Raw genomic sequence first — 26,152 nt, forward strand, 5'->3', positions numbered from 1 at the left:
CTCCGACGGGCAGAACCCGGACCACTCGCGCTCGAATACCTCCCAGTCGATCAGCCCGGCGAGCTTCGCCAGTTCGCGGCGCAGATAGATCATTTCAACCAGGCGGGGCCGCAGCTGGTCATTCTACGGGCTTGCGCCGTGACACGGGCACGACGGCCCCTCGGATTGCTCTGGCGGACGGGAACGGTGCTTCATCGGCGGCCTGGAATTGCAGGTGACCTGCTCCCCTGAAAAGTCGGCGGTTTGAATGTCGCCTGCTCTCCAGACGATGAGGAAGAGCCGATTCAGCGAAGAGCAGATCATTGGCCTGCTGAAGGAGCCCCAAACCGTGACCTGAGCCCCTTTCTTCCTGCATTTCGAAGTAGAGTCCGCCCCAACCAGAACACGGAGAATGACGCGATCAAGGTTCACGGATTGGGGATGGGACCGTGGCCTCAAGGGGGCCGCGCAACCCCATCGGAACCAGATCACCGGGATCCTGAAGGATGTCGCCTCGCGAAAATGGTAGCGTCCGGCAAAAGGCGGGAGGCTGTGGCGCATGTCGTGGCCGTCCACGGGGTGAGCCAGCGGCGGGCGTGCAAGGCACTGGCGCTGGATCGATCGGGCGTGCGCTATCGCAGCGTGGGGCCGGACAATGCCTAAGCGAGGGCAGCGATGAAGGCCGTCGCGGCGATTCGGCTATCGGCGCATCCAAGTGATGCTGGAGCGGCAGGGGCTCCTGATGAACCTGAAGAAGCTCAGGCCTGCCCGCCTGGCCATCTCCGCAATTGCGCCGTTCAGTACGTCGATTGCCATGCGGCGGCGGGCTTCGATGTCCTGGAGCATGGAGGACCGGTGCCCGGCCGCGCCCGGAAAGGTGATGCGGCTCAGCGTTCCGTCGACATGGACCTGCCCGCTTTCTTCGGGCCGGCAGCCGCGCGCCGCAAAGACCTCCAGCGCCTCCTGGGCCAGGTCGGCGACCAGGAGGCGGGAATGCGGATTCTCAAGAAGGCCGCCAAAGCTCGGGCCGGTCAGCGCCGCGGTCGGGTTCATGCAGCTGTTGAACAGCACCTTGAAGAGAATCGTGTCGCTGATGGCAGGGTCATGCGCGACCGGCAGGACGCCCGCCGCGGCGAGGCCGAGGAAGGCCGCCAGCGGCGCCTCGGAGGCGCCGAGCATCGCAGCGGCCCCGCATGCGCGGCCACCGCCACCTCGGCCGGGCCGCGGCGGACCATGCCGATCATCATGGCGGCTGAATAGACCGGAACGTCATCGCCCAGGATGCTGCGGGCCAGCTCGGCGGTGCCGAGCCCGTTCCGCGGGAGCAGCACCGGATTCCTCCCGTCGAGCCACCCGGCATGGCGCCCGCGCGCTTCGGCCAGGTCACAGGCCCTGGTCGCGACAAGCAGCATGTCGCAGGACAGGGTCCGCGCATCCGGCGCATGCGACTCCGCGAGGCAGATGGCGCGCGGCTCCGGGCGGTGCGCGTCGAGCAGGCCCGACACCGCGAAGCCCCTGTCACCGATCTCTCCGGCGCGGCCGCCGCGCAGCAGCAACGTGACCTCCGCCCCGGCCTGCGCGAAATTCGCCGCCATGCAGAGCCCGACCGAGCCGCCGCCCGGCACCGCGATGCGATCGTTGCCCATGGCCCCCTCCAGAATCCCTCCTTTGCACCCCATGAGGGAATTCCGGCCTGGTGAAACGGAAACGACGGCATCGAGCGCGGCTCGTTTCACCGGGCCAGCGGGCCGCGGCATTGGCCAGCTGCGCCTGGAACCGGGCGTCCCGCCCGACGGCAAGGGGTTTCCGGCAGCTGAAATCCCGCACGCCCTAGGCTGACGGCGGCCACTGATGTCCTGGAGCGAACGGTTTCTGCGATGCCGCAGCGCCGCCCAATGAACGGCCGATACCGGCAGGGACACGCTGCACCATGCGTGACGCCGGTCGATTTCCTCCGGCGGCACATCGCGCTGGAGCACTCCACCACGCGCCTGCGAGCGCCCAACCGGACGGCGGCCCTTCAGATGCGCATCCGTCATCCTGCGCCGCCCGCCGCTTGGCTGCGGCCTCGGCGGCCTGTGCCGCAGGATAGACCCAGGTCCGGCCATTCCCTCCTGGCAAATGTCCAATGATCTCGCATGGCCAACTCTCCGCGTGGAAAATCCCGAGCGCAGACGGGAGCGTTCTGCCGCTTGCCCTTGAGCCCGGAACCACGCCGCATCCGCGGCCGCGAGCGGTCCGGGACAGGCTCTGCCCGGCGGCCAAGCGCTGGCCCCGCGAAGACAGGCGCCTCATGCCGGAGGCACGCTCAGCGCGGGCGCAGCCCGTCGAGCAGAAGGTCCTTGACCGCGCGGCGGGTCTCGTCCCATTGCGCGGACGAAAGCGGCGCGCCGCCGTTCAGCGTCGCGACCTGATGGGTGAAATCGGCATAGTGCTGGGTCGTCGCCCAGATCGCGTAGAGCAGGTGGCGCGGGCTGACCGGGCGCAGCCGCCCCTCGGCAATCCAGAGCGCGATCACCGCGATCCGGTCCTCGGTCCAGGCCCTCAGCTCCGTCTCCAGGTAGTCCTGGACCACCGGCGCGCCCTGGATGATCTCGTTGGCCCAGACCCGCGAGCCATGCGGGCGCGTGCGGGCGAGCTCCAGCTTGACGTCGATATAGTCCGACAGCGCCTCCAGCGGATCTCGGCCGGGGCGGATCCCGCCGGCCGCCTCGCGCCAGATCTCGAAAATGCCGCTGACCACCTGGCGGTAGAGCCGCTCCTTGGTCTCGAAATAGTAGACGACATTCGATTTCGGCACGCCCGCCTCGGCCGCGATGCGGCTGATCGAGGCGCCGGCATAGCCGAAATCGGCGAAGACCCGCTCCGCCGCTCCGAGGATGCGCGCGACAGTTTCCTCGCGGTTCCTCAGCTGGATGCCCTTTTCCCGTGCCGTCACGCCTGCCTGCCGTCCTGCTGCCTCTGTCCCAGACTGGCGGCGGCGCCGTCCCGGGTGGCAATCCCTGCCGCCGCGCCGCGCGCGCCGCCGTTGCGGCAAAGCCCGCTATCCGGTCATCCTGCAGCAGCGCTGCGGAAAATTCAGCAGGTTTCCGCACGATCGGTCAGGAAAAGATTGACCGATCGTGCAGGCTTCTCGCAGCCTCCCGGAGACCAGCGGCCGGAGGCGCCGCAGCATCAGGAGACGATCATGAAGCACGGGCAGAATCTGCGCATCGATCCGGACAGGCTCTGGGACAGCCTCGAGGAGATGGCGAAGATCGGGCCGGGCATTGCCGGCGGGAACAACCGCCAGACCCTGACCGATGCCGATGCCGAAGGGCGCGCGCTGTTCCGGACCTGGTGCGAGGCGGCGGGCTGCGAGATGGGGCTCGACCGGATGGGCACGATGTTCGCCACCCGCCCGGGCACCGATCCCGACGCGCTGCCGGTCTATATCGGCTCGCATCTCGACACCCAGCCGACCGGCGGCAAGTATGACGGCGTGCTCGGCGTGCTCGGCGGGCTCGAAGTGCTGCGCACGCTGCAGGCGATGGAGGTGAAGACCCGCCGCCCCGTCGTCCTGGTCAACTGGACCAACGAGGAGGGCGCACGGTTCGCGCCCGCGATGCTGGCCTCGGGCGTCTTCGCCGGACGGCACAGCCTCGACTGGGCCTATGACCGGGTGGATGCCGAGGGCAAGCGCTTTGGCGACGAGCTGGCGCGGATCGGCTGGATCGGCGAGGAGGAGGTCGGCGCGCGGAAGATGCACGCGATGTTCGAGCTGCATATCGAGCAGGGTCCGATCCTCGAGGCCGAAGGCAAGGATATCGGCGTCGTCACCCATGGTCAGGGGCTGCGCTGGATCGAATGCACCGTCACCGGCAAGGAGAGCCACACCGGCACGACGCCGATGCCGATGCGCCGCGATGCCGGGCGCGGCATGGCGCGGATCATCGAGCTGGCCCACGAGATCGCGATGAAGCACCAGCCCAACGCCGTGGGCGCCGTCGGCCATGTCGAGATCTCGCCCAAATCGCGCAACATCATCCCCGGCAAGGCAGTCTTCACCATCGATTTCCGCTCGCACCTGATGGAGGTGCTGAGCGCCATGGAGGCGGAGTTCCATGCCCGCGCGCCGGGGCTCTGCGAGGAGATCGGCGTGTCTCTGGAGACCAGGATCGTCGGCCAGTTCGACCCGCCCGCCTTCGACGAGACCCTGGTGGGCCGGGTGCGGGCGGCGGCGGAGCATCTGGGCTACAGCCATCGCGACATCGTCTCTGGAGCGGGCCATGACGCCTGCTGGATCAACGAGGTGACGCCGACCGCGATGATCTTCTGCCCCTGCGTCGACGGGCTGAGCCATAACGAGGCCGAGGAGATCTCGAAGAACTGGGCCGCGGCCGGGACCGACGTGCTGCTGCATGCGGTGCTGGAGACGGCCGAGGTGGCGGAGTGATCTTGGCAACCGGGCCCTGTCCCGCCCCGGGCTTGACCCGGGGCCCCGCCGCGGCAAGGCTCGGCCATGGCCTTCCACGCCTATATCCTGGCCAGCCGGCCCCTGGGCACGCTGCACATCGCGGCGACCGGGGATCTGCTGGCCAGCGTCGCACGGCACCGCGCGGGACAGGGCGGCGCATATACCGCGCGCTACCGCACCGGGCGGCTGGTCTGGTTCGAGCCGCATCCGAGCTATGCGGCGGCCCGGCTGCGCGCCGGTCGCATCGCCCGCTGGCGGCGGACCTGGAAAGACCAGCTGATCATGGACGCCAATCCGGACTGGCATGACCTGACGGCCCGCATTCCGCGATGAGCCGCCGGGAGGCCCCGGGTCAAGCCCGGGGCGGGACAGCAAGAGCGACAGGGAAACGGAACATGACCAAAGTCATCAAGGGCGGCACCGTGGTGACCGCCGACCGCCAGTGGAAGGCGGACGTGCTGATCGAGGGCGAGACGATCAGGGCCGTCGGCCCGGATCTGACAGGCGACAGCTATGTCGATGCCGAAGGCGCCTATGTCATTCCCGGCGGCATCGACCCGCATACCCATCTGGAGATGCCCTTCATGGGCACCACCGCCGCCGAGACCTTCGAGTCGGGCACCTGGGCGGCGGCCACGGGCGGCACGACCATGCTGGTGGATTTCTGCCTGCCCGGCGCGGATGGCAGCATCAGGAACGCCATCAACGACTGGCACCGCAAGTCGGCGCCGCAGATCTGCACCGATATCGGCTATCACATGGCGATCACCGGCTGGAACGAGACGATCTTCGACGAGATGAAGGACGCCGTCGAGATGGGCGTCAACTCGTTCAAGCATTTCATGGCCTACAAGGGCGCGCTGATGGTGGAGGATGACGAGATGTTCGCCTCCTTCTCGCGCTGCCGCGAGCTGGGCGCGCTGCCGATGGTCCATGCCGAGAATGGCGACCTCGTGGCCGCGCTGCAGGAGAAGTACTTCGCCGAGGGCATCACCGGCCCCGAGGGCCATGCCTATTCCCGCCCGCCCGAACTGGAGGGCGAGGCCGCCAACCGCGCGATCACCATCGCCGATGCCGTCGGCACGCCGCTCTACATCGTGCATGTCTCCTGCGAGCAGGCGCATGAGGCGATCCGCCGGGCGCGGCAGAAGGGGATGAGGGTCTATGGCGAGCCGCTGGTGCAGTTCCTGACGCTCGACGAGAGCGAGTACTTCGACAGGGACTGGGACCATGCCGCGCGGCGGGTGATGTCGCCGCCCTTCCGCTCGAAAGAGCACCAGGCCTCGCTCTGGGCCGGGCTGCAGGCCGGCAGCCTGCAGGTCGTGGCGACCGATCACTGCGCCTTCACCACCGAGCAGAAGCGCCGCGGCCGCGACGATTTCCGCATCATCCCCAACGGCTCGAACGGGGTGGAGGAACGCCTGGCCGTGCTGTGGACCGAAGGGGTGGAGACCGGCCGGCTGACGCCCGAGGAATTCGTCGCGGCGACCTCGACGAACATTGCCAGGATCCTGAACATCTACCCGAAGAAGGGCGCCATTGTCGAAGGCGCGGATGCCGATATCGTCGTCTGGGATCCGAAAATCTCGAAGACCATCACCCCGGCGACGCATCATTCCGTGCTGGACTACAATGTCTTCGAGGGCTTCGAGGTGACGGCGCAGGCACGCTACACGCTCTCGCGCGGCGAGGTGATCTGGGCCTGGGGGCAGAACAGCCAGCCGCAGCCCGGACGCGGCCGCTTCGTCCCCCGCCCGGCCTTCTCCTCGGCGGCGACGGCGCTGTCGAAATGGAAGGCGCTGAGCGCGCCGAAGATGATCCAGCGCGACCCGCTGAACATCCCCGCCGGGATCTGATCCCCGCCGCAGGCGCCGCCCCCTGCCCCGGGGCGCGGCGCCCCGACGGAGAAAGAATTCGTCGCCGGATCGAGCCCATCCCCGTCGCGGGACGCGTGCGGAGATCCCGCCGCGACAGAAAATTATTTGCCCACCCTCAATTTTTGCGGCCCTCACTGCGCGAAAACGCACATAGAAAACGTCTTTTTACCCATCCGGAGCGGTACAGGTCACGGGAACATGAGAGTAAGCAGCGCCGGTTAATACAGACACCAAACCGGGACTCAACCCATGTCCGATACAACTTACGTGTCATCCGCGCCCTCCGGGGCCGCGCGGGTGAACTCTCCTGCCCGCGTGCTGGGCGCCAGCCTGGTCGGCACGACGATCGAATTCTTCGACTTCTACGTCTATGCCACCGCCGCCGTGCTGGTCTTTCCGTCGCTGTTCTTCCCCGGCTCCGACCCGATGACGGCGCTGCTCGCGTCCTTCGCCACCTTCTCCATCGCCTTCTTCGCCCGTCCGCTGGGCGCCGTGGTCTTCGGCCATTTCGGCGACCGCATCGGCCGCAAGGTGACGCTCGTCGCCGCGCTCCTGACCATGGGCATCTCCACCGTCGTGATCGGCTTCCTGCCGAGCTATGCCTCGATCGGCGTCTTCGCGCCGCTGCTGCTGGCGCTCTGCCGCTTCGGCCAGGGCTTCGGCCTGGGCGGCGAATGGGGCGGCGCCGTTCTGATCGCCACCGAGAACGCGCCCGAGGGCAAGAAGAACTGGTACGGCATGTTCCCGCAGCTGGGCGCGCCGGTCGGCCTGTTCCTGTCTTCCGGCCTGTTCTGGATCCTGCTGCAGTTCATGCCGCAGGAGGACCTGCTGGCCTGGGGCTGGCGCATTCCCTTCCTGGCCTCCTCGGTGCTGATCGTCATCGGCCTCTGGGTGCGGCTGTCGCTGACCGAGACGCCGGACTTCCAGAAGGCGATCGACAAGCACGAGCGCGTGGCCGTCCCGGTGGTGGAGCTGTTCCGCAACCACAAGACCAGCCTGTTCCTGGGCACCTTCGTGGCGCTGGCGACCTTCGTGCTCTTCTATATCGGCACCGCCTACCTGCTGAGCTACAACGTCAAGGTCATCAAGATCCCCTTCACCGACGCGCTGGCCATCCAGATCTGGGGCGCCGTGGTCTTCGGGGCCTTCATCCCGCTGGCCGGCCTGATCGCCGAGCGCTTCGGCCGCCGCGAAGTGCTGATCGCCACGACCGTCCTGATCGCCGCCTTCTCCTTCCTGGTGCCGGTGCTGATGGTCGCGGACGAGATGCGCATCCTGGCCTTCGTGACGCTGGGCATGGCGCTGATGGGCATGACCTACGGGCTGATCGGCAACGCGCTGGCCGCGCCCTTCCCGACCGCGGTGCGCTATAGCGGCTCGTCGCTGACCTTCAACTTCGCGGGCATCGTCGGCGCCTCGCTGGCCCCCTATATCGCGACCTGGCTGCAGGCGAATTACGGGCTGGCCTATGTCGGCTACTACCTCTGCGCGGCCGCCGCGATCACGCTGGCCTGCATCTTCGCCTCGGCGCGCGGCAAGGTCTGACAAGGGAAAGGGGCGGTCCGCCGCCCCTGCCCCGCCCCGTCCCGGTTGTCTCCCGGCGCGCCGCCCGCTGCGGCGCGTCAGGCGAGGCCCAGCCCCTCGAGGCAGGCTTCCAGCTCGTCATAGTGATGGATCAGCGCCTCGGGCTCCAGCGCGGCAACATCGTGCCCGTCCGGCCCGAAGGTCACCAGCGCGCAGGGGATCCCCGCATTGCGCGCGCAGCTGCGGTCGGTGACCGTGTCCCCCAGCAGGATCGCCGCCCCGGCCGAGCCGCCGGCCCGCGCCACCGCCTCGAAGAGCGGTTTCGGATCGGGCTTCCTGACCGGCAGCGTGTCGGCCCCCACCAGCGCGCCGAAGAGGCCGCGCACCCCCAGCTCCGCCATCAGCGATTCCGCCAGCCCCTCGGGCTTGTTGGTGCAGATCGCCGTGAAGTGGCCGGCGGAAAGCAGCCGCTCCACCGCCGCCTCGGCGCCCGGAAACAGGCGGGTTTCCACCGATAGCGCCTGGCCGTAGGCCTCGAGCAGCGGGGCGTATCCCGCGTCCACCCGCGCCTCGTCGACCTGGCCGTAGAGCCGTCCGAGCCCCAGCCGGAGCATCGCCTTTCCGCCCTTCATCGCCGCGCCGCGATCGCCCGCAACTGCGGGATCCAGCACGTTTCCGTAGCCCCAGGCGCGGAATACCGCATTCGCCGCCGCGAGCAGGTCGCCCGACGTATCCGCCAGCGTTCCGTCGAGATCGAAGACCACCGTTGCCATGCACCCGCCCCTGTCACAAACAGACATCAACCGTGACGCTGCCGCCTCTTGCAGCGCGCCATCTGCTGGATAGAACGTCACTTGAGGCAAAGGAAGGCGAAAACAGAATGGGGCTGAGCTTGATCGTCCTGGCGGCGGGCCAGGGGACGCGGATGCAGTCGGATCTGCCCAAGGTGCTGCATCCCCTCGGGGGCGTGCCGATGCTGGCGCATACCATGGCCTCGGGCGCGGCCATGGCGCCCGAGCGCGTGGCGGTGGTCTGCGGCCATGGCGCCGAGCAGGTCCGCGAGGCGGTCGCCGAGATCGACCCCGAGGCGCAGGTGGTGATCCAGTCCGAGCAGCTCGGCACCGGCCATGCGGTGCTGCAGGCCGCGCCGGTGCTCGAGGGTGCCTCGGGCGACGCGGTCGTGCTCTACGGCGACACGCCCTTCATCCGCTCCGAGACGCTGGAGGCGATGTCCGAGGCCCGCGCGGGCGGGGCCGATATCGTCGTGCTGGGCTTCATGGCCGAAGATCCGGGCCGCTACGGGCGGCTGGTCACGGTGGAGGAGCGGCTCCTGCGGATCGTCGAGTACAAGGACGCCACCCAGGGCGAGCGCGCCATCCGCATGTGCAATTCCGGCGTCATCATGGCCGATGCCGCCACGCTGATGCAGCTCGTCGGCGAAATCGGCAACCAGAACGCGTCCGGGGAGTACTACCTGACCGACGTGGTCGCACTGGGCCGCGCCCGGGGGCTGACCGCCGAGGTGGTGCTGTGCGAAGAGGCCGAGACGATGGGGATCAACACCCGCGCCGAGCTGGCGCAGGCCGAGGCCGCCTTCCAGGCGCGGATGCGCGCCGAGACGCTGGAGAACGGCGTCACCCTGACCGCCCCCGAGACGGTGCATTTCGCCCAGGACACGATCATCGGCCGCGACGCCACGGTCGAGCCCTATGTCGTCTTCGGACCCGGCGTGACAGTCGAGACCGGCGCCGTGATCCGCGCCTTCTCGCATCTGGAGGGCTGCCATGTCTCGCGCGGCGCCATCGTCGGCCCCTATGCGCGGCTGCGCCCCGGCGCCGAGCTGGCCGAGGACGTGAAGGTCGGCAATTTCGTCGAGGTGAAGAACGCCGAGATCGCCGAGGGCGCCAAGGTCAACCACCTGAGCTATATCGGCGACGCGTCCATCGGCAGGGGCGCGAATGTCGGCGCGGGGACGATCACCTGCAACTATGACGGCGTCTTCAAGCACCGCACCGAGATCGGCCCCCGCGCCTTCATCGGCTCGAACACGATGCTGGTGGCGCCGGTCAAGATCGGCGCCGAGGCGATGACGGCGTCGGGCTCGGTGATCACCTCGGATGTCGAGGCGGGCGCGCTGGCCGTGGCCCGGTCGCGCCAGGTGACGAAGCCGGGGCTGGCCGAGAAGATGATGGCGCGTCTGAAGGCGCTGAAAGCAGCGAAGAAGGGGTAGGCCCATGTGCGGAATCGTCGGAGTCCTGGGCAATCACGAAGTCGCCCCCATCCTGGTCGAGGCGCTGAAGCGGCTGGAATACCGCGGCTATGACAGCGCCGGGATCGCGACGATCCATGACGGCCATCTCGGCCGCCGCCGCGCCGTGGGCAAGCTGGTCAACCTCTCGGACAAGCTGGTGCACGAGCCGCTGGCGGGCAAGGCCGGCATCGGCCACACCCGCTGGGCGACCCATGGCGCCGCGACCGAGCGCAACGCCCACCCGCACCAGTCGGGTCCGGTCGCCGTCGTCCATAACGGCATCATCGAGAATTTCCGCCAGCTGCGCGACGAGCTGCGCGGCGACGGGCTGGCGCCCGAGACCCAGACCGATACCGAGGTCGTGTCGCTGCTCTGCCAGAACTACATGCGCCAGGGGCTGGGCCCCGTCGAGGCGGCCACCGCCACGATCGGACGGCTGCGCGGCGCCTTCGCGCTGGCCTTCCTCTTCGACGGCGAGCCGGACCTGATGGTCGCCGCCCGCAAGGGCTCGCCGCTGGCGATCGGCCATGCCGAGGACGAGGGCGAGATGTATGTCGGCTCGGACGCGATCGCGCTGGGGCCGCTGACCGACCGGATCACCTATCTCGAAGAGGGCGACATCGCCGTCATCACCCGCGCCGGGGCGACCATCCACGACGTCCATGGCCGCCTGGCCAACCGCCCCGTGCAGCGCGTCCCGGCGGACCATGCCCGGGTCGAGAAGGGCGGCTACAAGCATTTCATGGCCAAGGAGATGGCCGAGCAGCCGGGCGTCCTGAAGGACACGCTCGACGCCTATGTGAAGGACGGGCGGCTCGCCCTGCCCGGGGCCGCCGACGCCGCCCTGCCCTTCGCCGATCTCGACCGGCTGACGCTCGTCGCCTGCGGCACCGCGCATTACGCCTGCCATGTGGCCAAGTACTGGTTCGAGACCCTCGCCCGCCTGCCGGTGGAGATCGACGTCGCCTCCGAGTTCCGCTACCGCCAGCCGCCGCTGCCCGCGCGCTCGATGGCGCTGGTGGTCAGCCAGTCGGGCGAGACCGCCGACACGCTGGCGGCGATGCGCTATGTCAAGGACGAGGGGCTGAAGGTCGGCGCCATCGTCAATGTCGAGGGCAGCACCATCGCCCGCGAGAGCGACGCGGTGATCCGCACCCTGGCCGGGACCGAGATCGGCGTCGCCTCGACCAAGGCCTTCACCGGCCAGCTGATGGTGCTGGCGCTGCTGGCGCTGCGCGCCGCCGAGGCCCGCGGGACGCTGTCGCCCGAAGAGATTTCGCGGCATCTGGCGGCGCTCGAGGCGATGCCGGGGCTGGCGCACCAGGCGCTGCAGCTCAGCGAGCGGATCACCGAGATGAGCCATCCCCTGTCCGAGGCGCGCGACGTGCTCTTCCTCGGCCGCGGCGCGATGTATCCCCTGGCGCTCGAGGGCGCGCTGAAGCTGAAGGAGATCAGCTACATCCATGCCGAGGGCTATGCCAGCGGCGAGCTGAAGCACGGCCCGATCGCGCTGATCGACCGGACGGTTCCGGTGATCGTCCTGGCGCCCCGCGACGCGCTCTTCGAGAAGACGGTCTCGAACATGCAGGAGGTGATGGCCCGCGAGGGCCGCGTGGTCCTGGTGACCGATGCCGAGGGCGCGGCCGAGGCCGGCGACGGCGTCTGGCACATCGTGCGCATGCCGACGCTGGCGGATCCGCTCTTCGCCCCCCTGCTCTACGCAATCCCGGCCCAGCTCATCGCCTATCACACGGCGGTGGCGAAGGGCACGGACGTGGACCAGCCCCGCAACCTGGCGAAATCCGTGACGGTGGAGTGAGCGGACAGGGCTGCCGGCGTCTTGTGTGGCGTGAGAATAAAGTTTGTACCTATAGAAAAGAGTTTGTACCTGTAGAATAAAGTTTGTACCTGAAGCCACTGAGAGGTATCCTGCAGCCATTGCGGATATCTCGGCGGGTCTGGCATGGCATCACGCTACGGGTTCGATGAAGCGAAGATCGCGCGTTTCCGGAAGGAAGGGCGCGGTCAAGGTGCAGGCCCGGACTACAAGCCGTGGCTCACGGTCGCCGATGTCCCGTCTCGCGGGCGCGCCCAGCGGATGCCGGGATTTCTGACGAAGCGTATCCATCACCTTCTTTCAGACCTGGAACGCAATGCCTTCCTCATCTTCGATTCTTCCGAAGGCGTGACGGATATCCGCGAGCAGTTTCCGATGGATGCCGACGAGACGCTGGCGATTGCCGAAGACGCTGGCATTCGGCACCCGGTCGACGCCACCAGCCGCGTCCCGCTCGTCCAGACGACGGATTTCCTCCTCGATCTGTACCGGGACGGCGGCGGCGTCACCGTGGCGCGCGCAGTCAAGCCAGCCTCCGAACTCGGCAAGCCGCGCGTCGTGGAGAAGCTGGAAATCGAGCGGCGCTACTGGACGTCCCGCGGCGTGGACTGGGGGATTGTCACGGAGCGCGAGCTTCCGCCCGTGCTGCTGGCCAATCTGGAGCTTCTGCGCAGCAGCCGCGACATCGACCAGCTGATGCAGCCGCATGAGGGCTATTTCCAGGCGCGGATGCATATTCTGGACGCTGAACTGGACCGCACGCCCTGCGCGACATTGCGGGAACTCGTGCAGGACATGGACGCCCGCCTTGGCATGGAGGCCGGCAGCACGCTCCTTCTCGTCCATCATCTTCTGGCGACCAAGGCGTGGCGGACCGATCTGATGCGGCCGATCACCGATGCCCTACCAATCTCCGCAATCCGGAGAGAACCGGCCGTCTCCGCCGGGAGGGCATCCGGATGATCGACTTGCTCCTTGGCCAGGTTTTCCTGCATTCGGAAACGGAGCATCGCGAACGGCTGATCTGGCTGCTCCCGCGCCGGAGCGGCGGCTGGTTCATCGACATCGATGATCCGAAAGCGGTGCCGATCTGCAGGGCGCGCTCGGAACTCGGAGAATTGACGGCGGCCGGAACGGTTGCGGTCGTTGATGATCCCTGGATCGGACAAGGCGAAGCGCTGACCGACAGCCGGGCGACCCGGCGCGACGAGGCATTTTCACTTCTGAAACCTCTGCTTGCCCAACAGCCGGATATCTTCGATCCGAGAAAGCGGGCACCCGCGGTCAACAGCCATGCCGCGGAAACGGGAACAACCCGGCAGAAGATCTACCGGTTGCTCAGACGGTGGTGGCAGCGCGGGATGACGCCTGCCGCACTCTGTCCAGACTACGCGGCCTCTGGCGCCCCGGGCAGGCCAAAGCCCGACCGGGGCATCAAGCGCGGCGCACCGGTGCTGTATGGCGGCACAGGCATGAATGTCGACGAAACGGTCAGGACTGCCTTCCGCAAAAGCGTAAACGAGCACCTTGCAACGAAGAAGAGCAAGAACGGGAGCAATGGCAAGATCGACATCGCGACTTGCTATGACCTATGCCTCAAGCATCACTTCACGGACCTTGTTTTCGATGAGGCCTCCGGCAGGCAGAAGAAGAAGCTGAGAGAAGAGCATCCGAGCCTCGCGCAGTTCAGGTACTGGCTTGAGCAGGACAACGACCTGTTCGAACTGGCGCGCAAGCGGCGTACGCCACGTGTCTACGACAAGGACAGCCGCGCCATTCTCGGGACATCGCTCGACGAGGTGAATGGGCCCGGATCGCGCTATCAGATCGACGCGACCATCGCCGACATCTACCTCGTCTCGCGGTTCGACCGGCGCAAGATCGTCGGCCGTCCGACCATCTATGTCGTCATCGACGTGTTCAGCCGGATGATCGCCGGGGTCTATATCGGGCTGGAGAACGCCAGCTGGGTCGGTGCCATGACGGCCCTGGCCAATGCGGCCTGCGCAAAGCCGGCCTGGTGCGCCCAGTTCGGCATCGAGATCGGCGAAGCCGACTGGCCGTGCCACAGCCTTCCCGCCGTGCTGCTGGCCGACAGGGGAGAAATGCTGGGCCCCGCCGCGAACACGCTGATCCAGCGCTTCGGCATGAGACTCGAAAATGCCGCGCCGTATCGCGCGGACTGGAAAGGCATCGTCGAGCGCCGGTTCGGGCTCTTGCACGCGGCGTTCGGCCCCTTCACTCCGGGCTTTGTCGCGCCCGATTTCCGTGAGCGCGGCGCAAGGGACTATCGCCTCGACGCCACGCTCGACATCGATGATTTCACCAAGATCATCATCAACATCGTACTCTACTACAACAACCAGCACATGCTCGGCGGCTACGAGCGCGATCCGCAGATGATCGCGGATCATGTCGATCCCGTGCCGTTGGACCTATGGTCATGGGGCATCCAGCGGCGCACCGGCTTGCAGCGCAGCTTCCCCGAAGATCTCGTGAAGCTCGCCCTGCTGCCATCCGGCGAAGCCTCCGTGACGGCGAAGGGGCTCCGCTTCAATCGCCTCTACTACAGCTGCCCCCGGGCCATCGCGGAGCATTGGTTCGAGAAGGCGCGCCAAACGCGGAGCTGGAAGGTGCCGATCAGCTACGAGCCGCGGCTGATGGACACGATCTGGATCCGCGACCCGAATGGCCGCGGCCCTTTCGAGCCCTGCAGTCTCACGGTGCGCAGCGATCCGTTTCGCGGACGGACACTTTGGGAAATCGATCAGATTCAAAAGGAAGACCGCCGCCAGCGCGCCGAGAGGCTTCCCGCGCAGACGCAGGGACGCATTGATTTCATGTCCTCCATCGACGAAATCGTCGACAACGCCAAGGCCAGAAAGCCGGAAGACCGCAGATCCAAGGCCGAGCGGACGCGAGATATCCGCGGCTCGAGAACCGAGGAGCGCGCGGCCCTGCGGCCGCGCGAGGCTTTCGACCTCGCTCCGAACAAGGGAGGTTCCGCCGATGTCCTTCCCTTCGACCGGAACCAGGATAGGCCGTCGGACGACTATGATCTTCCCCCAATGGAAAACATCCGGAAACATCTGGACAAGAGCGACGGGGAAGACGGCGATGCCTGACCCCGAGCTGCCGGAATACGCGGGCAACCCGTTCATCTCCAGCCTTCCCCCACCGCTTTCGGCGGAACAGGCCATCGCGGCACTCACCGACCTTCCTGCACACAGTCCCGTCGAACGAACCTATCCGGCGCATCTCCGGTTGCATTGCGTCCAGAGGCTCGGCCGCTATTTCGATCCGCTCTCACGCCACCTGACGCTGGAGGCGCATATCGGGGCCCTGATCCGGCAAGGCTATATCGGCCGGAACCCGCACACGACAGATTTCATCCACCGGCTCCACAACAGCCATGCCCGGGTCATCGCCCGGAACCTCGATACGTTGCGCCACCCGGTCGAGACGACCGCCTCTGGCGTCGCCCTGATCGGCTGCTCCGGCATTGGCAAGAGCCGGAGCATTGCCCGCATCCTGCGGCTCTACCCGCAGACCATCAAGCATGACGACCCCATAGCTCTCACCCAGGTGTCGTGGCTGAAGCTCGAGTGCCCGCACAAGGGCTCTGCAAAGCAGCTCTGCATCAGCTTCTTCACCGAGATGGACCGCCTGCTCGGCACGAAGTTTCAGGCCCGGCACGGCGGCGATCGCCATGCCTTGGACGCCATGGTCGTCAACATGGCCCAGGTCGCCGATCGCCATGCCCTGGGCCTTCTCGTCATCGACGAGATCCAGCATCTGATGCGGGCGCGCGGCGAGGGCCGTGAGGACCTGCTGAACTTTCTGGTCACCCTCATCAACAAGATTGGCCTGCCTGTCCTGCTTGTCGGAACACCGGCCGCATTGCCGGTCCTCCAAGGCGCTTTCCGGCAGGCCCGGCGCGGAAGCGGAGTCGGCAGTGCCGTTTGGGAACCTATCCCCGATAACAGGGAATGGGAGGTGTTCATCCGCCGCATGTGGTCATGGCAATGGACAAGCGTGGAAACTCCTCTCGATGACGGAATCCTTGCCGCGCTGAGGGACGAAAGCCAGGGCATTCTCGATGTGGTGATCAAGCTCTACATGCTCGTCCAGTCGAGAGCGATCCAGTTAGGCACCGCCGCAGGCAGGGAAGAACGGATTGACGTCGGCCTGATCCGCCATGTCGCGAAGCAGGATCTCAGGCTGATCGCGCCCATGATCGACGCCCTGCGCCGGAATGATCTTCGGGCGCTGGAACTCTACGATGATCTCGTTCCCCTGGCCGAATACGTCCGACAGACGCTGATGGACGCCACCATGCGCTTGGGCGGATCGACACCCAACCCTGAACCGCAACGGCCGCCCTCCGTCAATCCCGCTGAAACGCTCGACGACGCTGCCCTCCTGGCCATGCTGGAGCAGCTGGGTGTGGCGCCGGACCTCGCAGCCATCATGCTGGGGGAAGCCCGGCTCGCGAATCCCGGAGCATCGACTCTCGATCTTGTCGGCGCCATTTCCGATCGTCTGAAAGATCGCGGACCGGAAGCAAAACCAAGGAAGAAGCGGAAGAGCAAGGCCGCCGGGACGGCCGCCGTGATCCAACCGGATCCTCTGGACTTGCGCAATCTCCTCCCGGAGATTGCCGACGATGCGCACGACGTTTTCATGCAGGCTGGGTACATTCGTCCGCCACTTGAAGATGCCGGCTAGAGGCGGGGCGCGGGATGCTGACATATTTCCCCGCCCAGCTGCCTGACGAGCTGCTATACAGCCGCTTGGCCCGATATCATCGCCATAGCTGCTCGGTCAGCGCCAAGCAGACACTGGACGACCTGTTCGGAGACCGGTCCGTTCGCGCTTCCGTCGATCTGCAATGCCACCTCCGGGCGCTGTCAAGGCGAATGCCGCCGACTGTTCGCGAATACCCGCACGCGCTGGTCCGCGCCACTCTGTTCGGATTCCACGCGGCCTACCAGCCGAAGGCAATCGTCGATGCCGCCCGGAGGGCGATGATCGACGGACCGGCCGCCGGGCTCCACGCCCGGCTCGGGATCGCGGCCGGCCTCCGCCTTCCTCCCGCCCGTCTCCGATGGTGTCCCGACTGCGCTGATGAAGCACGGGCGCGACATGGCGAAGCCTACTGGCACCGTTCCCATCAGCTTCCCGGGGTCTTGGTCTGTCCGGACCACGGCTCTGCCCTTGTTGCTGCACGCATGCCGGAAAAACACAGCCAGCACGACTTCGTTGCGGCTTCGAGGGAAACCTGCGTGCAGCCCACCGACAACCCGGCGGAATGGCGTGAAGCCGGGACCGATCTGCTGGGTGAAATAGCACGCAAGGCAGTGCGAATTCTCGACCGTCCGGTGCGCTTTGCCGATTTCGCGGCCATTGGCCTGCACTGCAGATCCCGCCTGATCGAGGCTGGACTCGCCGGGCCTTCCGGACGCATTCGCATCGATCGGCTGACCGAAGCAGCCGGGAATGCCCTGCTGCCGCTTCAACCCATTTATCCTGCAGCGGGTCGAACGGACTGGCTTGTCGCAATGGGCCGCAAGCACCGGCACGCCTTCAGTGCATTGCAGCACATCCTGTTCGATCTCGTCCTCGAGGCTGCGCCACCTGATCCGCCTCGGCGAAAGGCCGCGAAGCCCCGCCGTTTCCTGGCCGATGATCCCGCCTTCGAACGCCGCCTGCGGGTAGCGGCAGCGTCGGCAAAGGGCCTTCGGGCAGCCGCCCGTGCCGTCGGCGTCGACCCGCGCACCATCCAGCGTCATGCGGCAAGGCTGGGCATCGATGGGCCGTGGAAGAATATGGAAACCGTGGCACCCGCAAAACCGCCAGATGATCTCGAAACTGACACCAAACGGCGTTGGCAAGAGGCGATGGAGAGCGGCCTGAGCCGGAAAGCCCTGAAATGCAAATTCTCTGCAGACTGGACCTGGCTCAACCGGCATCATCCGGAATGGCTGAAAGAAAATTCCCCGGAATTTGCTCTCCGTTGCGCTCCCGGCCCCCGCAAAGACTGGGCCGGGATGGACTCGGCGCTGGCCCCCTCGATCGGCGCCGCAGCAGAAACCATCCGTCTCAGGACCCCTCCGGCAAGGGTTACGATTGCTGCGATAGAACGCGAACTCGGACGGGAAGGCTGGTTCCTGCCCCGGCTCAAAATGCTCCCTCTTTGCAAACGACAGCTCGCCAGCGAGAAAGAACCGCTCGAGACCTTCAGGCTTAGACGTGTGAAATGGGCGCGCGAAACCCTGCTCTCGCACGGGCACAGTGCCCGTCCCTGGCAAATACATCGGCTGTCCGGTCTCCCGCAGAGGGTCTCGCGGAAGATCTCCGAGGCATTGCGGGGAGACACGGCCCCGTGACCCGGTCTCCCCGATTCATCCCCTTTGCCGTGCTTGACGAGTCTGTCGCGCTGGCCTGGGTCCGGAACCTTCACCGCGACCGGAATGGAGACTGGGCGCTGAGTTGCACCCTGCGAGGCACTGAAACCGGGCAGATGAAAGAGGTGGTTGTCCCGTTCGGAATGGCTCCTGCCCTTGCGCTCGGCCGGATTTATAACGACGGCTTTCTTTCGTTAGCAACCCAGATGGGCTCACTCGGCCAGGTGTTCATCGCCGCGCTGCAGGATACCGAATACGTGACGCTGAGCGATGTGCCAGCGGACGTTTTCTCCGACAAGATGCCGCGGAAGTCCCAACAGAAGCTCCTGCTTTGCCGAACTCCGGGACTCGACGTCTACATTCCTCCGCTGGAATTGGTCAGGCGATTGTTTCTCCACGAGCGCGTCCTGGCAAATGTCATCCTGCGGCACGGAGGCCTGGCGGACCTCTGTGTGCCGGTGCCAGCAGGCCATGTCCAGAATCTTGCCCTCGAGTTTACCAGTGCAATGCCCCAGAAGCTTCTGACCGAGGCATTCGTGAGGGAATTCGCTTGGCTGGCGGCCCATCCGGTTGGCGCGGCTTCCTGGAACAGCGTCGCCCGCCTGTCGAACCCTGAAGACGGAATACTGCTGATGCCTCCCGAACTTGGGGGATTTACCATGACGTTCCGCGGCCTTTTCGGCGAGGGCGCGGCGCTTGTCTACGAAATCCTGTCCTTGCCCGGAAAATCCCATGGCTTTCATCGCCTCCAATACAACCATCCGGCCATAAAGAAGAAAGGTGCGCGGATCGCCGACTCGGCATCCACGAACCTTCAAGAATCCGAACAGGAAAAAGCGTCTGCGAGAGTTCAAAAAGATTTTCATATCGAAGGCGCTCCGTCCCGCGCGCGCGGAGATCCAGATTTTGCAAACTGGCTACGAGCCGGGAGCGATTTCATCAACCGGCAGGGGTCCGTTCGCCGCCAACCGTTGCCAATGTCTTCCCCGAGAGGGAGCCGTTCTAACGCCACCGAGCGACAGGAGGCTGAAAGCGTCACTTCTGCAGAAACTCCACAGCGAGAGAGTATCAAAGTTTCTGTTTCCGACATCTCGACCATACCACAGCTCCCCCCTTTGTCTTTCCGGACCATCCAACTCGCGTCGCCTGATTACATTGGCGATCTCGAACCTCTTGTCGACACGCTGCGTCGCTTGCAAGACCTGCTGCCTTCGACAACAACGGTGTCCTCGTCCATTTGCGCGATGCCGGAAAACTCTCCCCTTGCTTTGGCCGGAAACCATCGGAGACCTTGCCTGATTGCTACCTTTACGTCCGTCGGCAAACCGCCGACCGTGTTGCTTGAAATTGATCACACCGGTTTGACAGCACTCTCCGCGTTGGGTCTTCACGCCCTGACGCAAGTCAACTCTGCGCGTGTCGAGTCCTACATTGTCACTGCATTGGAGAGCTTGGAAAGCAATGGCCACTGGCCAAACAATATCGAAGAGATAGGGAAAGATGAATTCAAAACACAGCGCATCAAGCGAATGCTTCGCCATTCGAGCAGATCAAAAAGCCCAGAATATCAGACCAAATGGGCAGCAATGCTCATCGACAAGCTCAAACTTTGATGATGGCTTTCTTCGCCATCCGTTCTTAAGAGCTTCCGTGCCCGGCATTGATGCCGCTCGCTCCAGACGGGTCACTCATCATCCAACATGCCGCCTTGCAGCGGGCCGACGAACAGCCGTTCGAGTCTCTCCGCAGCATCCTCTCATAACCGAACTCACCCTTCGCGCACATTACGGCCACTCCCCGAGCGGCAGCCAACTGGTAGGATCGGCCCTGACCGGACTTTCGCCACATGGCCTGCGCGCCCCGAAAGCGGACCTTCGATGGGTGGTGCAGCATCCAGGGTAGCTTCTTCGATGAGGAACTGAAGGCGCGGTTCAAACCCAGTCCCGAAGATTTCCGCTTCAAGTTTGAAGATGCCACGGGCCACCACGACTACGCGAATGGCGATTGGGAAGCCCGCGCCATGTTCTTCAACGGCCGTCGGCGAGAGGGATCCGACTAAGCGGCGCTGGACTGGATGAGCAAGACCTTCAACGAGGAATAGCCTCGGAAGGGCATGTTGTTCTGTGTCGGCAACATGGCCAAGCGCCATCATACATGGCAGTTGCTCGGTGTCCTCCGTGTGGACGACACTGGTCAGACGTCGCTGTTCTGAAAATCGTATGGCCATTGTTGTCCATCCTGGCGCAGACAGGAGCCGAGGACTGCGGGCGTAAGCCGCCATTCGGCTTGCTTCATCATGCACTTGCGGTTAAGTCTGCGGCCTTAAACGGCGGTTCTGTCAGCTCATTTTCGCAGGGCGTTCGGCAAGTTCGTCGCCGCCTGACAGGACACAGCAATGATGATAGCCGCGACCGCGATCCCTACCACCTTGCCTGCCCATCGGCCGCCTGCGGTCGAACGCGCGCATGCCTTGCTCCGCACGTCGCGCGCGGGGCATCATGGGTGTGGTGCAGTTGCGGGTGCGGGGCACGAGGGCTGGCAATGTCGCGTCTGACGGATCTGATTGCCCGGGCAAAGGCCAAGGACAGCGCTCTGGGAGATGAGCTCGAGCGGGAGTTCAAGGCGCTGGCGTCGCGGCGGGCCTTCGGTCTGAACTTCGAACGACACCGCCCCGAAAGCGTGGAGCTGCCCGGCCGCCCCGTGCGGCGGGGCGACAAGGTGCGGATCCTACCGCCGCGCGGCTCTGTCCAGCGCCCAGACCAGCGGCTCTGGCGCGTCAAGCGGATTGACGGCGAAGGCGAGGCGCGGATGGCGCTGGTCGAGCTGATCGACACCGCGGCGCCAGAGATGGTGGATGTCGCGGTTGCCGATCTGGTCGTGGTGGCTGAGTTCCGGGATTACATCTACCCCGGCCTGGTCAGCACCGGGCGGGTGGAGCGCGGCGGCGACAAGCCGTTCCACACGGTGATCAACGGCGAGAACTTCCATGTGCTAGAGGCGCTGACCTACACCCATCGCGGAAAGATCGACGCCATCTACATCGATCCACCTTACAATACCGGCGCGCGGGACTGGAAATACAACAACGATTACGTCGAGTCAGAGGACCTTTATCGGCATTCGAAATGGCTTGCGTTCATGGAACGAAGGCTACTCGTTGCTCGAGAACTACTCAACCCAGTCGGGTCAGTTTTGGTCGTCACAATTGACGAGAAAGAATATCTCAGGCTCGGCTTGCTTCTTGAGCAGTTATTTCCTGAAGCTGAACAGCAAATGGTTACAATCGTAATTAATCCCAACGGAGTCGCCAGGGGCAAAGAGTTAGCGCGGGTTGAGGAGTATGCGTTCTTTGTCTTTTTCGGAGATGCTGGGCCCTCGCTGGTAGTTGATAGCCTGCTAGACACCGAGAGTCTTTCATCCTCCCAAAGGTCGGGCGTTCGGTGGGAGTGGCTTTTGCGTGGTGGAAACAACTCCCGCCGCCAAGATCGTCCCAATTTGTTTTTCCCCATATTTATTGACCCACAGACGCGTACAATCGCCAAAGTAGGAGAAACGATACCGCTAAGTGTCGACCGTTCAACGGTTCCTGATCAGCCCGGCCTGATAACCGTCTGGCCTGTTCGAGCTGGACGCGATGAGGAAGCTACGTGGCAGAAATCACCCGCATCGCTTCGCAAGTTGATTGCGGATGGTTTTGCGCGAGTCGGGGCGCACGACGCAAAGAATGACCGATGGTCAATCCTCTATCTGGGCCCGTCGCAAATTCGGCGCATCGATTCCGGAGAGTTGGTGGTTACAGGGCGCAGAGAGGACGGTTCGGTAGAGGTCGATTTCGGTGAGCGTGGAGTTCGTAGAACACCTAAGACCGTCTGGAACAGAGGTAGCCACAAGGCTGGCGAGTACGGATCTATGCTCGTTAGACGCCTCACTGGGGATAGAAAGTTTCCCTTCCCCAAGAGCCTCTACGCTGTTGAGGATGCACTTCGCATAGCAGTTGCCGAGAAGCCGACAGCAACCATCCTCGACTTCTTCTCAGGATCAGGCACCACTGCACATGCAGTTATGCGTCTCAACCGTCAGGATGGCGGCCGGCGGCAGTGCATCTCAGTCACCAACAACGAGGTTGCGGCCGACGAACAAGCCAGCCTTTGCAAGAATGGTCTGCGCCCTGGCGATCCAGATTGGGAGAAACTGGGCATTTGTGACTACATCACCAAGCCTCGCATCGCCGCCGCCATCACCGGCAGGACGCCTGAGGGCGAGGACATCAAGGGCGACTACAAGTTTACCGACGAATTCCCCATGGCGGAGGGGTTCGAGGAGAACGCAGAGTTCTTCACCCTGACCTATGAATCCCATGTCGCCGTCGGCGCGAACTTCACCTTCAAGCGCATCGCACCGCTATTATGGATGCGCGCGGGGTCGGAAGGCCGTCGGATCGATGACCTTCCCGCCGCCGGCTGGGACGTGGCCGACACTTACGGCCTGCTTGTGGACCTGGACCGCGCCGCCGTTTTCTGCGACGCGGCCGCCGCCCAACCGACCCTACGCATCGCCTACGTCGTGACAGATGACGACCGCCGGTTCCAGGCGGTGGCGCGTGCGCTGCCCGACAGCGTCGAACCGGTGCGGCTCTACGAGTCCTACCTCTCCAATTTCCGCTTTTCGATGGGCCGCTGAGCCATGAAGTTCACACTCAAGGATTATCAGGAAGAAGCCGTACGGGAGGTTCTAGAAAACCTACGGGATTCGAGGGCATTCTGGCGCGACCGCAATCGGAAGACTGCCTTCTCACTGACGGCCACTACGGGCGCGGGCAAGACCGTCATGGCGGCGGCGGTGTTCGAGGCACTGTTCCACGGCGACGACAACTACGACATCGAGCCCGATCCCGGCGCGGTGGTGATCTGGTTCAGTGATGATCCGTCCCTGAACGAGCAGTCACGTTACCGCCTGCTCGAGGCATCGGACAGACTGTCGATCTCGGACCTTGTGGTGGTGCAAAGCACGTTCCAGCGCGAGGTGCTGGAACCGGGAAAGGTCTATTTTCTGAACACCCAGAAGCTTAGCAAGTCGAGCCTCCTGGTGCGCGGGCACAATCCCGATGACGAGGGAATCGAGAAGGACGGCCAGATCCGGCTGATGCCCGACAGTCGCTCCTTCACCATCTGGGACACGATCCAGAACACCATCGATGACCCCGCGCTGACGCTTTACCTCGTGCTCGACGAGGCGCATCGCGGGATGCGCGCCGCGACCGGCGCGGGCGAGAAGACCACCATCGTCAAGCGGCTGATCAACGGCTCGGGACCGGTCCCCGGCATACCGGTCGTCTGGGGCATCTCGGCCACGGTCGAGCGGTTCAACGCCGCCATGACCGACATGACGGGCCGCGCGACCCTGCCGAACGTGGTGGTGGATTCCGCCAAGGTCCAGGCGTCAGGTCTGCTGAAGGATACGATCATCCTGGACGTGCCGAAAGAGGCGGGGCAGTTCGATACCGTGCTGGTGCGCCGCGGCACCGACAAGCTGAAGGAGATATCCTCCGCCTGGGAGGCTTATGGCAAGCAGCAGGACGATGCCGGAACAGTGCTGCCCCTTATGGTTCTGCAGGTTCCGAACGCGCCCGATCACAACGACATCGGCCGGGCTCTCGACACCATCTTCACGCAGTGGCCGGACTTGCCCGAGGATGCGGTGGCGCATGTGTTCGGGGAACACTCCACCCAGACCTTCGGCCGCCACACCGTGCCCTACATCTCGCCCGAACGCGTTCAGGAATCGACATGGGTCCGGATCCTGATCGCGAAGGACGCCATCAGCACGGGGTGGGACTGTCCGCGCGCCGAAGTCATGGTGTCGTTCCGGCCTGCTCGGGACAAGACGCACATCACGCAGCTGCTGGGGCGCATGGTCCGCACCCCACTGGCGCGGCGGATCCCGGGCAACGAACGACTGAACTCGGTCGATTGCCTGCTCCCGTTCTTCGACGAAGCCTCGGTCAAGGACGTCGCCAAGGCGCTGATGTCTGGTGGGGACGGTGGCGACGACCTGCCGGGTCGCCGCGTGCTGATCAACCCCGTCGAGTTGAAGCCGAATCCTTCGATCCAGGAGACGGTGTGGGACAAGCTGCTCTCGCTGCCGTCCCAATCCCTGCCAAAGCGGCATGCCCGTCCGGTCAAGAGACTGACCTCGCTGGCGCATGAGCTGGCCGTGGATGGCCTGCTAGAGGACGCTGGCAAAGCTGCCCATGCGGAAATGCACAAGGTGCTCGATGGCGCCAGAGCCCGCTACAAGACGGAAATCGAGACTGCCCGCAAATCGGTCCTGACAGTCGAAGGCAAGAGCCTGAAGGCCGACCTGAAAGGCGGGGGCATGTCGTTCGACGACTTCCTCGAGGAAGCGGACTATGCCGTGATCGAGGACGCGTATCGCAGGGCGGGCCGCGCGATCAGTCCGGATCTCGCGACGTCGTATAGCGACTACCTGGCGCGGAACGAAGGCGATGCGGACGACATGGAAGCCGCTCTCATCGAGGCGCATGTCACGATTGGCGCTCTGGGATTGGTTCCCGGCATCCGAGAGACACTTGAGGCTGAGGCCGAGAAACTCGCGAACCAATGGCTCACTCGCTTCCGGGTCGACATCAAGAACCTCTCCGACGAGCGTCAGGACGTGTATCGCCAGATCCGGGAGATGAGCGCGAACCCCATGGATGTAGACTTGGCTCGACCGACATCTTGGATGCAGCCGACGACGATCCGGGAGGCAAACGGCTCAGAGACCCCGCTGCCATCGTTCGAGCGGCACATGCTGTGCGATGAGCATGGGATATTCCCCGAGGACTTCAATTCCTGGGAAGGTGAAGTCCTGAAATCCGAACTCGCGCGGGCGGGAGCCGTCGCGTGGTACCGGAACCCGTCGCGCGCCAGCCAGGACTCGCTTGGCATCATTTACGAGGATGGGGGCGAACCAAGGATCGTCAGGCCCGACTTCGTTTTTTTCGTTCAACAGGACGATGGGACCGTCGTCGCCGATATCGTCGATCCGCACGGGATTCAGTTCGGCGACGCGATGCCGAAGCTCAAGGGGCTGGCGCAGTACGCAGAACGCTTCGGTGAACAGTATCGTCGGATCGAGGCCGTTGCGAAAATCGGCGACAGGTTCCGTGTTCTGGACCTGAAGGAAGCCGCGACGCGCGCGTCGGTCTCTACGACGACGACCATCAAGGCTCTATATGAAAGCGAAGATGCGTTCGATTACTTGCCTTGAACATCACCGAAGTTGGACGCCAGTTCCATGCGCGATGGATACGGCTCCCCCAACGGTTACGCTTGAGTAGCGATCCAAAACCCCCAACACCAAGGCCTTGACCGGCCTAACCGGACCGCGAGAGGTTAACAGGTCGGGAGAATATCGCCCCTTAGAGACCGCCTTCGTACCTCCCGCCCCTCGTTCCCATCGGTCAGGTTCCGGACTGGATTTCCGCGGGAATGTCCGCTTCCACGGCCAGTCAGGGATGCTGCGCACCTGCGGCGAAGGTCCGGAATCCGCCCAGGGACGAAGCCGCTCGCGCGGCATTGGCGCGCTTGGCAGCGGAGCGTGCCGATCGACCTCCTGTGCATTTGGGAATGCGGGCAACTGCCTGACGATTGAGGCCTCTCTGCGCGTTCCGGGGCCATCCGGTCAGGCATTCCGATAACATCCGGTCAGTGACTCCGATTTGATCCGGTCACGGATTCCGGGACATCCGGTCACCCCGGATCCTGGTCTGGAGACGCCGCTGGGCGATCGTGTGGCGGGGTAGCCTTGCCGTCCAAC

General features: G+C 65.0%; 18 protein-coding genes. 13 read left to right on the forward strand and 5 right to left on the reverse strand.

What is annotated here, in order from left to right; all coding sequences use genetic code 11:
- Positions 1-678: 678 nt before the first annotated feature.
- The 3 genes from FGX59_RS31245 to FGX59_RS31255 form a co-directional block, all read right to left on the reverse strand.
- A complete protein-coding gene (locus tag FGX59_RS31245) occupies positions 679-1,050 on the reverse strand; it encodes a ketopantoate reductase family protein (RefSeq protein WP_171060912.1) in 372 nt (123 codons plus the stop codon).
- Entirely contained in the window at positions 1,029-1,625 is a 597-nt protein-coding gene (locus FGX59_RS37845; protein WP_171060913.1) for a 2-dehydropantoate 2-reductase, read from the reverse strand. Before FGX59_RS37845 ends, FGX59_RS31245 begins: the two co-directional genes overlap by 22 nt.
- Positions 1,626-2,287: 662 nt before the next feature.
- A complete protein-coding gene (locus tag FGX59_RS31255; RefSeq protein ID WP_138471768.1) occupies positions 2,288-2,917 on the reverse strand; it encodes a TetR/AcrR family transcriptional regulator in 630 nt (209 codons plus the stop codon).
- A 249-nt stretch (positions 2,918-3,166) separates the two neighbouring features.
- Here FGX59_RS31255 and FGX59_RS31260 point away from each other — a divergent pair, with 249 nt between their 5' ends.
- The 4 genes from FGX59_RS31260 to FGX59_RS31275 all read left to right on the forward strand — a co-directional run bounded on the left by FGX59_RS31260 (position 3,167) and on the right by FGX59_RS31275 (position 7,857).
- Positions 3,167-4,414, forward strand: coding sequence for a Zn-dependent hydrolase (locus tag FGX59_RS31260; RefSeq protein ID WP_138471770.1), 1,248 nt, complete (start codon positions 3,167-3,169; stop codon positions 4,412-4,414).
- A gap of 66 nt (positions 4,415-4,480) precedes the next feature.
- Positions 4,481-4,768 carry a GIY-YIG nuclease family protein gene (locus tag FGX59_RS31265; protein ID WP_138471772.1) on the forward strand — a complete coding sequence of 96 codons (288 nt, stop codon included), beginning with the start codon at positions 4,481-4,483 and terminating at the stop codon, positions 4,766-4,768.
- A 62-nt stretch (positions 4,769-4,830) separates the two neighbouring features.
- Entirely contained in the window at positions 4,831-6,291 is a 1,461-nt protein-coding gene (hydA, locus tag FGX59_RS31270) for a dihydropyrimidinase (RefSeq protein WP_138471774.1), read from the forward strand.
- 270 nt (positions 6,292-6,561) lie between these two features.
- Positions 6,562-7,857 (forward strand): MFS transporter, encoded by a 1,296-nt coding sequence (locus tag FGX59_RS31275; protein WP_138471776.1) that lies wholly within the window; start codon positions 6,562-6,564, stop codon positions 7,855-7,857.
- Between the two features lie 77 nt (positions 7,858-7,934).
- Here the strand turns inward: FGX59_RS31275 and FGX59_RS31280 are convergent, their stop codons facing one another.
- On the reverse strand, positions 7,935-8,609 hold the full coding sequence (locus tag FGX59_RS31280; RefSeq protein WP_138471778.1) for an HAD hydrolase-like protein: 675 nt from the start codon (positions 8,607-8,609) through the stop codon (positions 7,935-7,937).
- Between the two features lie 107 nt (positions 8,610-8,716).
- Here FGX59_RS31280 and glmU point away from each other — a divergent pair, with 107 nt between their 5' ends.
- The 7 genes from glmU to FGX59_RS31315 all read left to right on the forward strand — a co-directional run bounded on the left by glmU (position 8,717) and on the right by FGX59_RS31315 (position 19,944).
- A complete protein-coding gene (gene glmU, locus FGX59_RS31285; RefSeq protein WP_138471780.1) occupies positions 8,717-10,066 on the forward strand; it encodes a bifunctional UDP-N-acetylglucosamine diphosphorylase/glucosamine-1-phosphate N-acetyltransferase GlmU in 1,350 nt (449 codons plus the stop codon).
- 4 nt (positions 10,067-10,070) lie between these two features.
- Positions 10,071-11,906, forward strand: a complete 1,836-nt coding sequence (gene glmS, locus FGX59_RS31290) for a glutamine--fructose-6-phosphate transaminase (isomerizing) (RefSeq protein ID WP_138471782.1) — start codon at positions 10,071-10,073, stop codon at positions 11,904-11,906.
- Between the two features lie 144 nt (positions 11,907-12,050).
- Positions 12,051-12,887, forward strand: coding sequence for a TnsA endonuclease N-terminal domain-containing protein (locus FGX59_RS31295; RefSeq protein ID WP_138471783.1), 837 nt, complete (start codon positions 12,051-12,053; stop codon positions 12,885-12,887).
- On the forward strand, positions 12,884-15,049 hold the full coding sequence (locus FGX59_RS31300; protein ID WP_138471785.1) for a Mu transposase C-terminal domain-containing protein: 2,166 nt from the start codon (positions 12,884-12,886) through the stop codon (positions 15,047-15,049). Before FGX59_RS31295 ends, FGX59_RS31300 begins: the two co-directional genes overlap by 4 nt.
- Positions 15,042-16,652 (forward strand): ATP-binding protein, encoded by a 1,611-nt coding sequence (locus FGX59_RS31305; RefSeq protein WP_138471788.1) that lies wholly within the window; start codon positions 15,042-15,044, stop codon positions 16,650-16,652. The genes FGX59_RS31300 and FGX59_RS31305 overlap by 8 nt, the downstream gene beginning before the upstream one ends.
- Before the next feature lie 14 nt (positions 16,653-16,666).
- Positions 16,667-18,313 (forward strand): TnsD family Tn7-like transposition protein, encoded by a 1,647-nt coding sequence (locus FGX59_RS31310; protein ID WP_138471790.1) that lies wholly within the window; start codon positions 16,667-16,669, stop codon positions 18,311-18,313.
- A 134-nt stretch (positions 18,314-18,447) separates the two neighbouring features.
- Positions 18,448-19,944: a hypothetical protein gene (locus tag FGX59_RS31315; protein WP_138471792.1), complete on the forward strand. Its 1,497-nt coding sequence runs from the start codon at positions 18,448-18,450 to the stop codon at positions 19,942-19,944.
- 155 nt (positions 19,945-20,099) lie between these two features.
- Here the strand turns inward: FGX59_RS31315 and FGX59_RS31320 are convergent, their stop codons facing one another.
- Positions 20,100-20,558 carry a hypothetical protein gene (locus FGX59_RS31320; RefSeq protein WP_138471794.1) on the reverse strand — a complete coding sequence of 153 codons (459 nt, stop codon included), beginning with the start codon at positions 20,556-20,558 and terminating at the stop codon, positions 20,100-20,102.
- Positions 20,559-20,872: 314 nt separating this feature from the next.
- Between FGX59_RS31320 and FGX59_RS31325 the strand changes: the two genes are divergently transcribed.
- Together FGX59_RS31325 and FGX59_RS31330 are read left to right on the forward strand one after the other, a co-directional pair.
- Positions 20,873-23,011, forward strand: a complete 2,139-nt coding sequence (locus tag FGX59_RS31325) for a site-specific DNA-methyltransferase (protein ID WP_138471796.1) — start codon at positions 20,873-20,875, stop codon at positions 23,009-23,011.
- A gap of 3 nt (positions 23,012-23,014) precedes the next feature.
- Positions 23,015-25,603, forward strand: coding sequence for a DEAD/DEAH box helicase (locus FGX59_RS31330; RefSeq protein ID WP_138471798.1), 2,589 nt, complete (start codon positions 23,015-23,017; stop codon positions 25,601-25,603).
- The last annotated feature ends 549 nt before the right edge of the window (positions 25,604-26,152 follow it).

Source organism: Poseidonocella sp. HB161398 (assembly GCF_005870025.1).
Taxonomy (GTDB): domain Bacteria; phylum Pseudomonadota; class Alphaproteobacteria; order Rhodobacterales; family Rhodobacteraceae; genus Mangrovicoccus.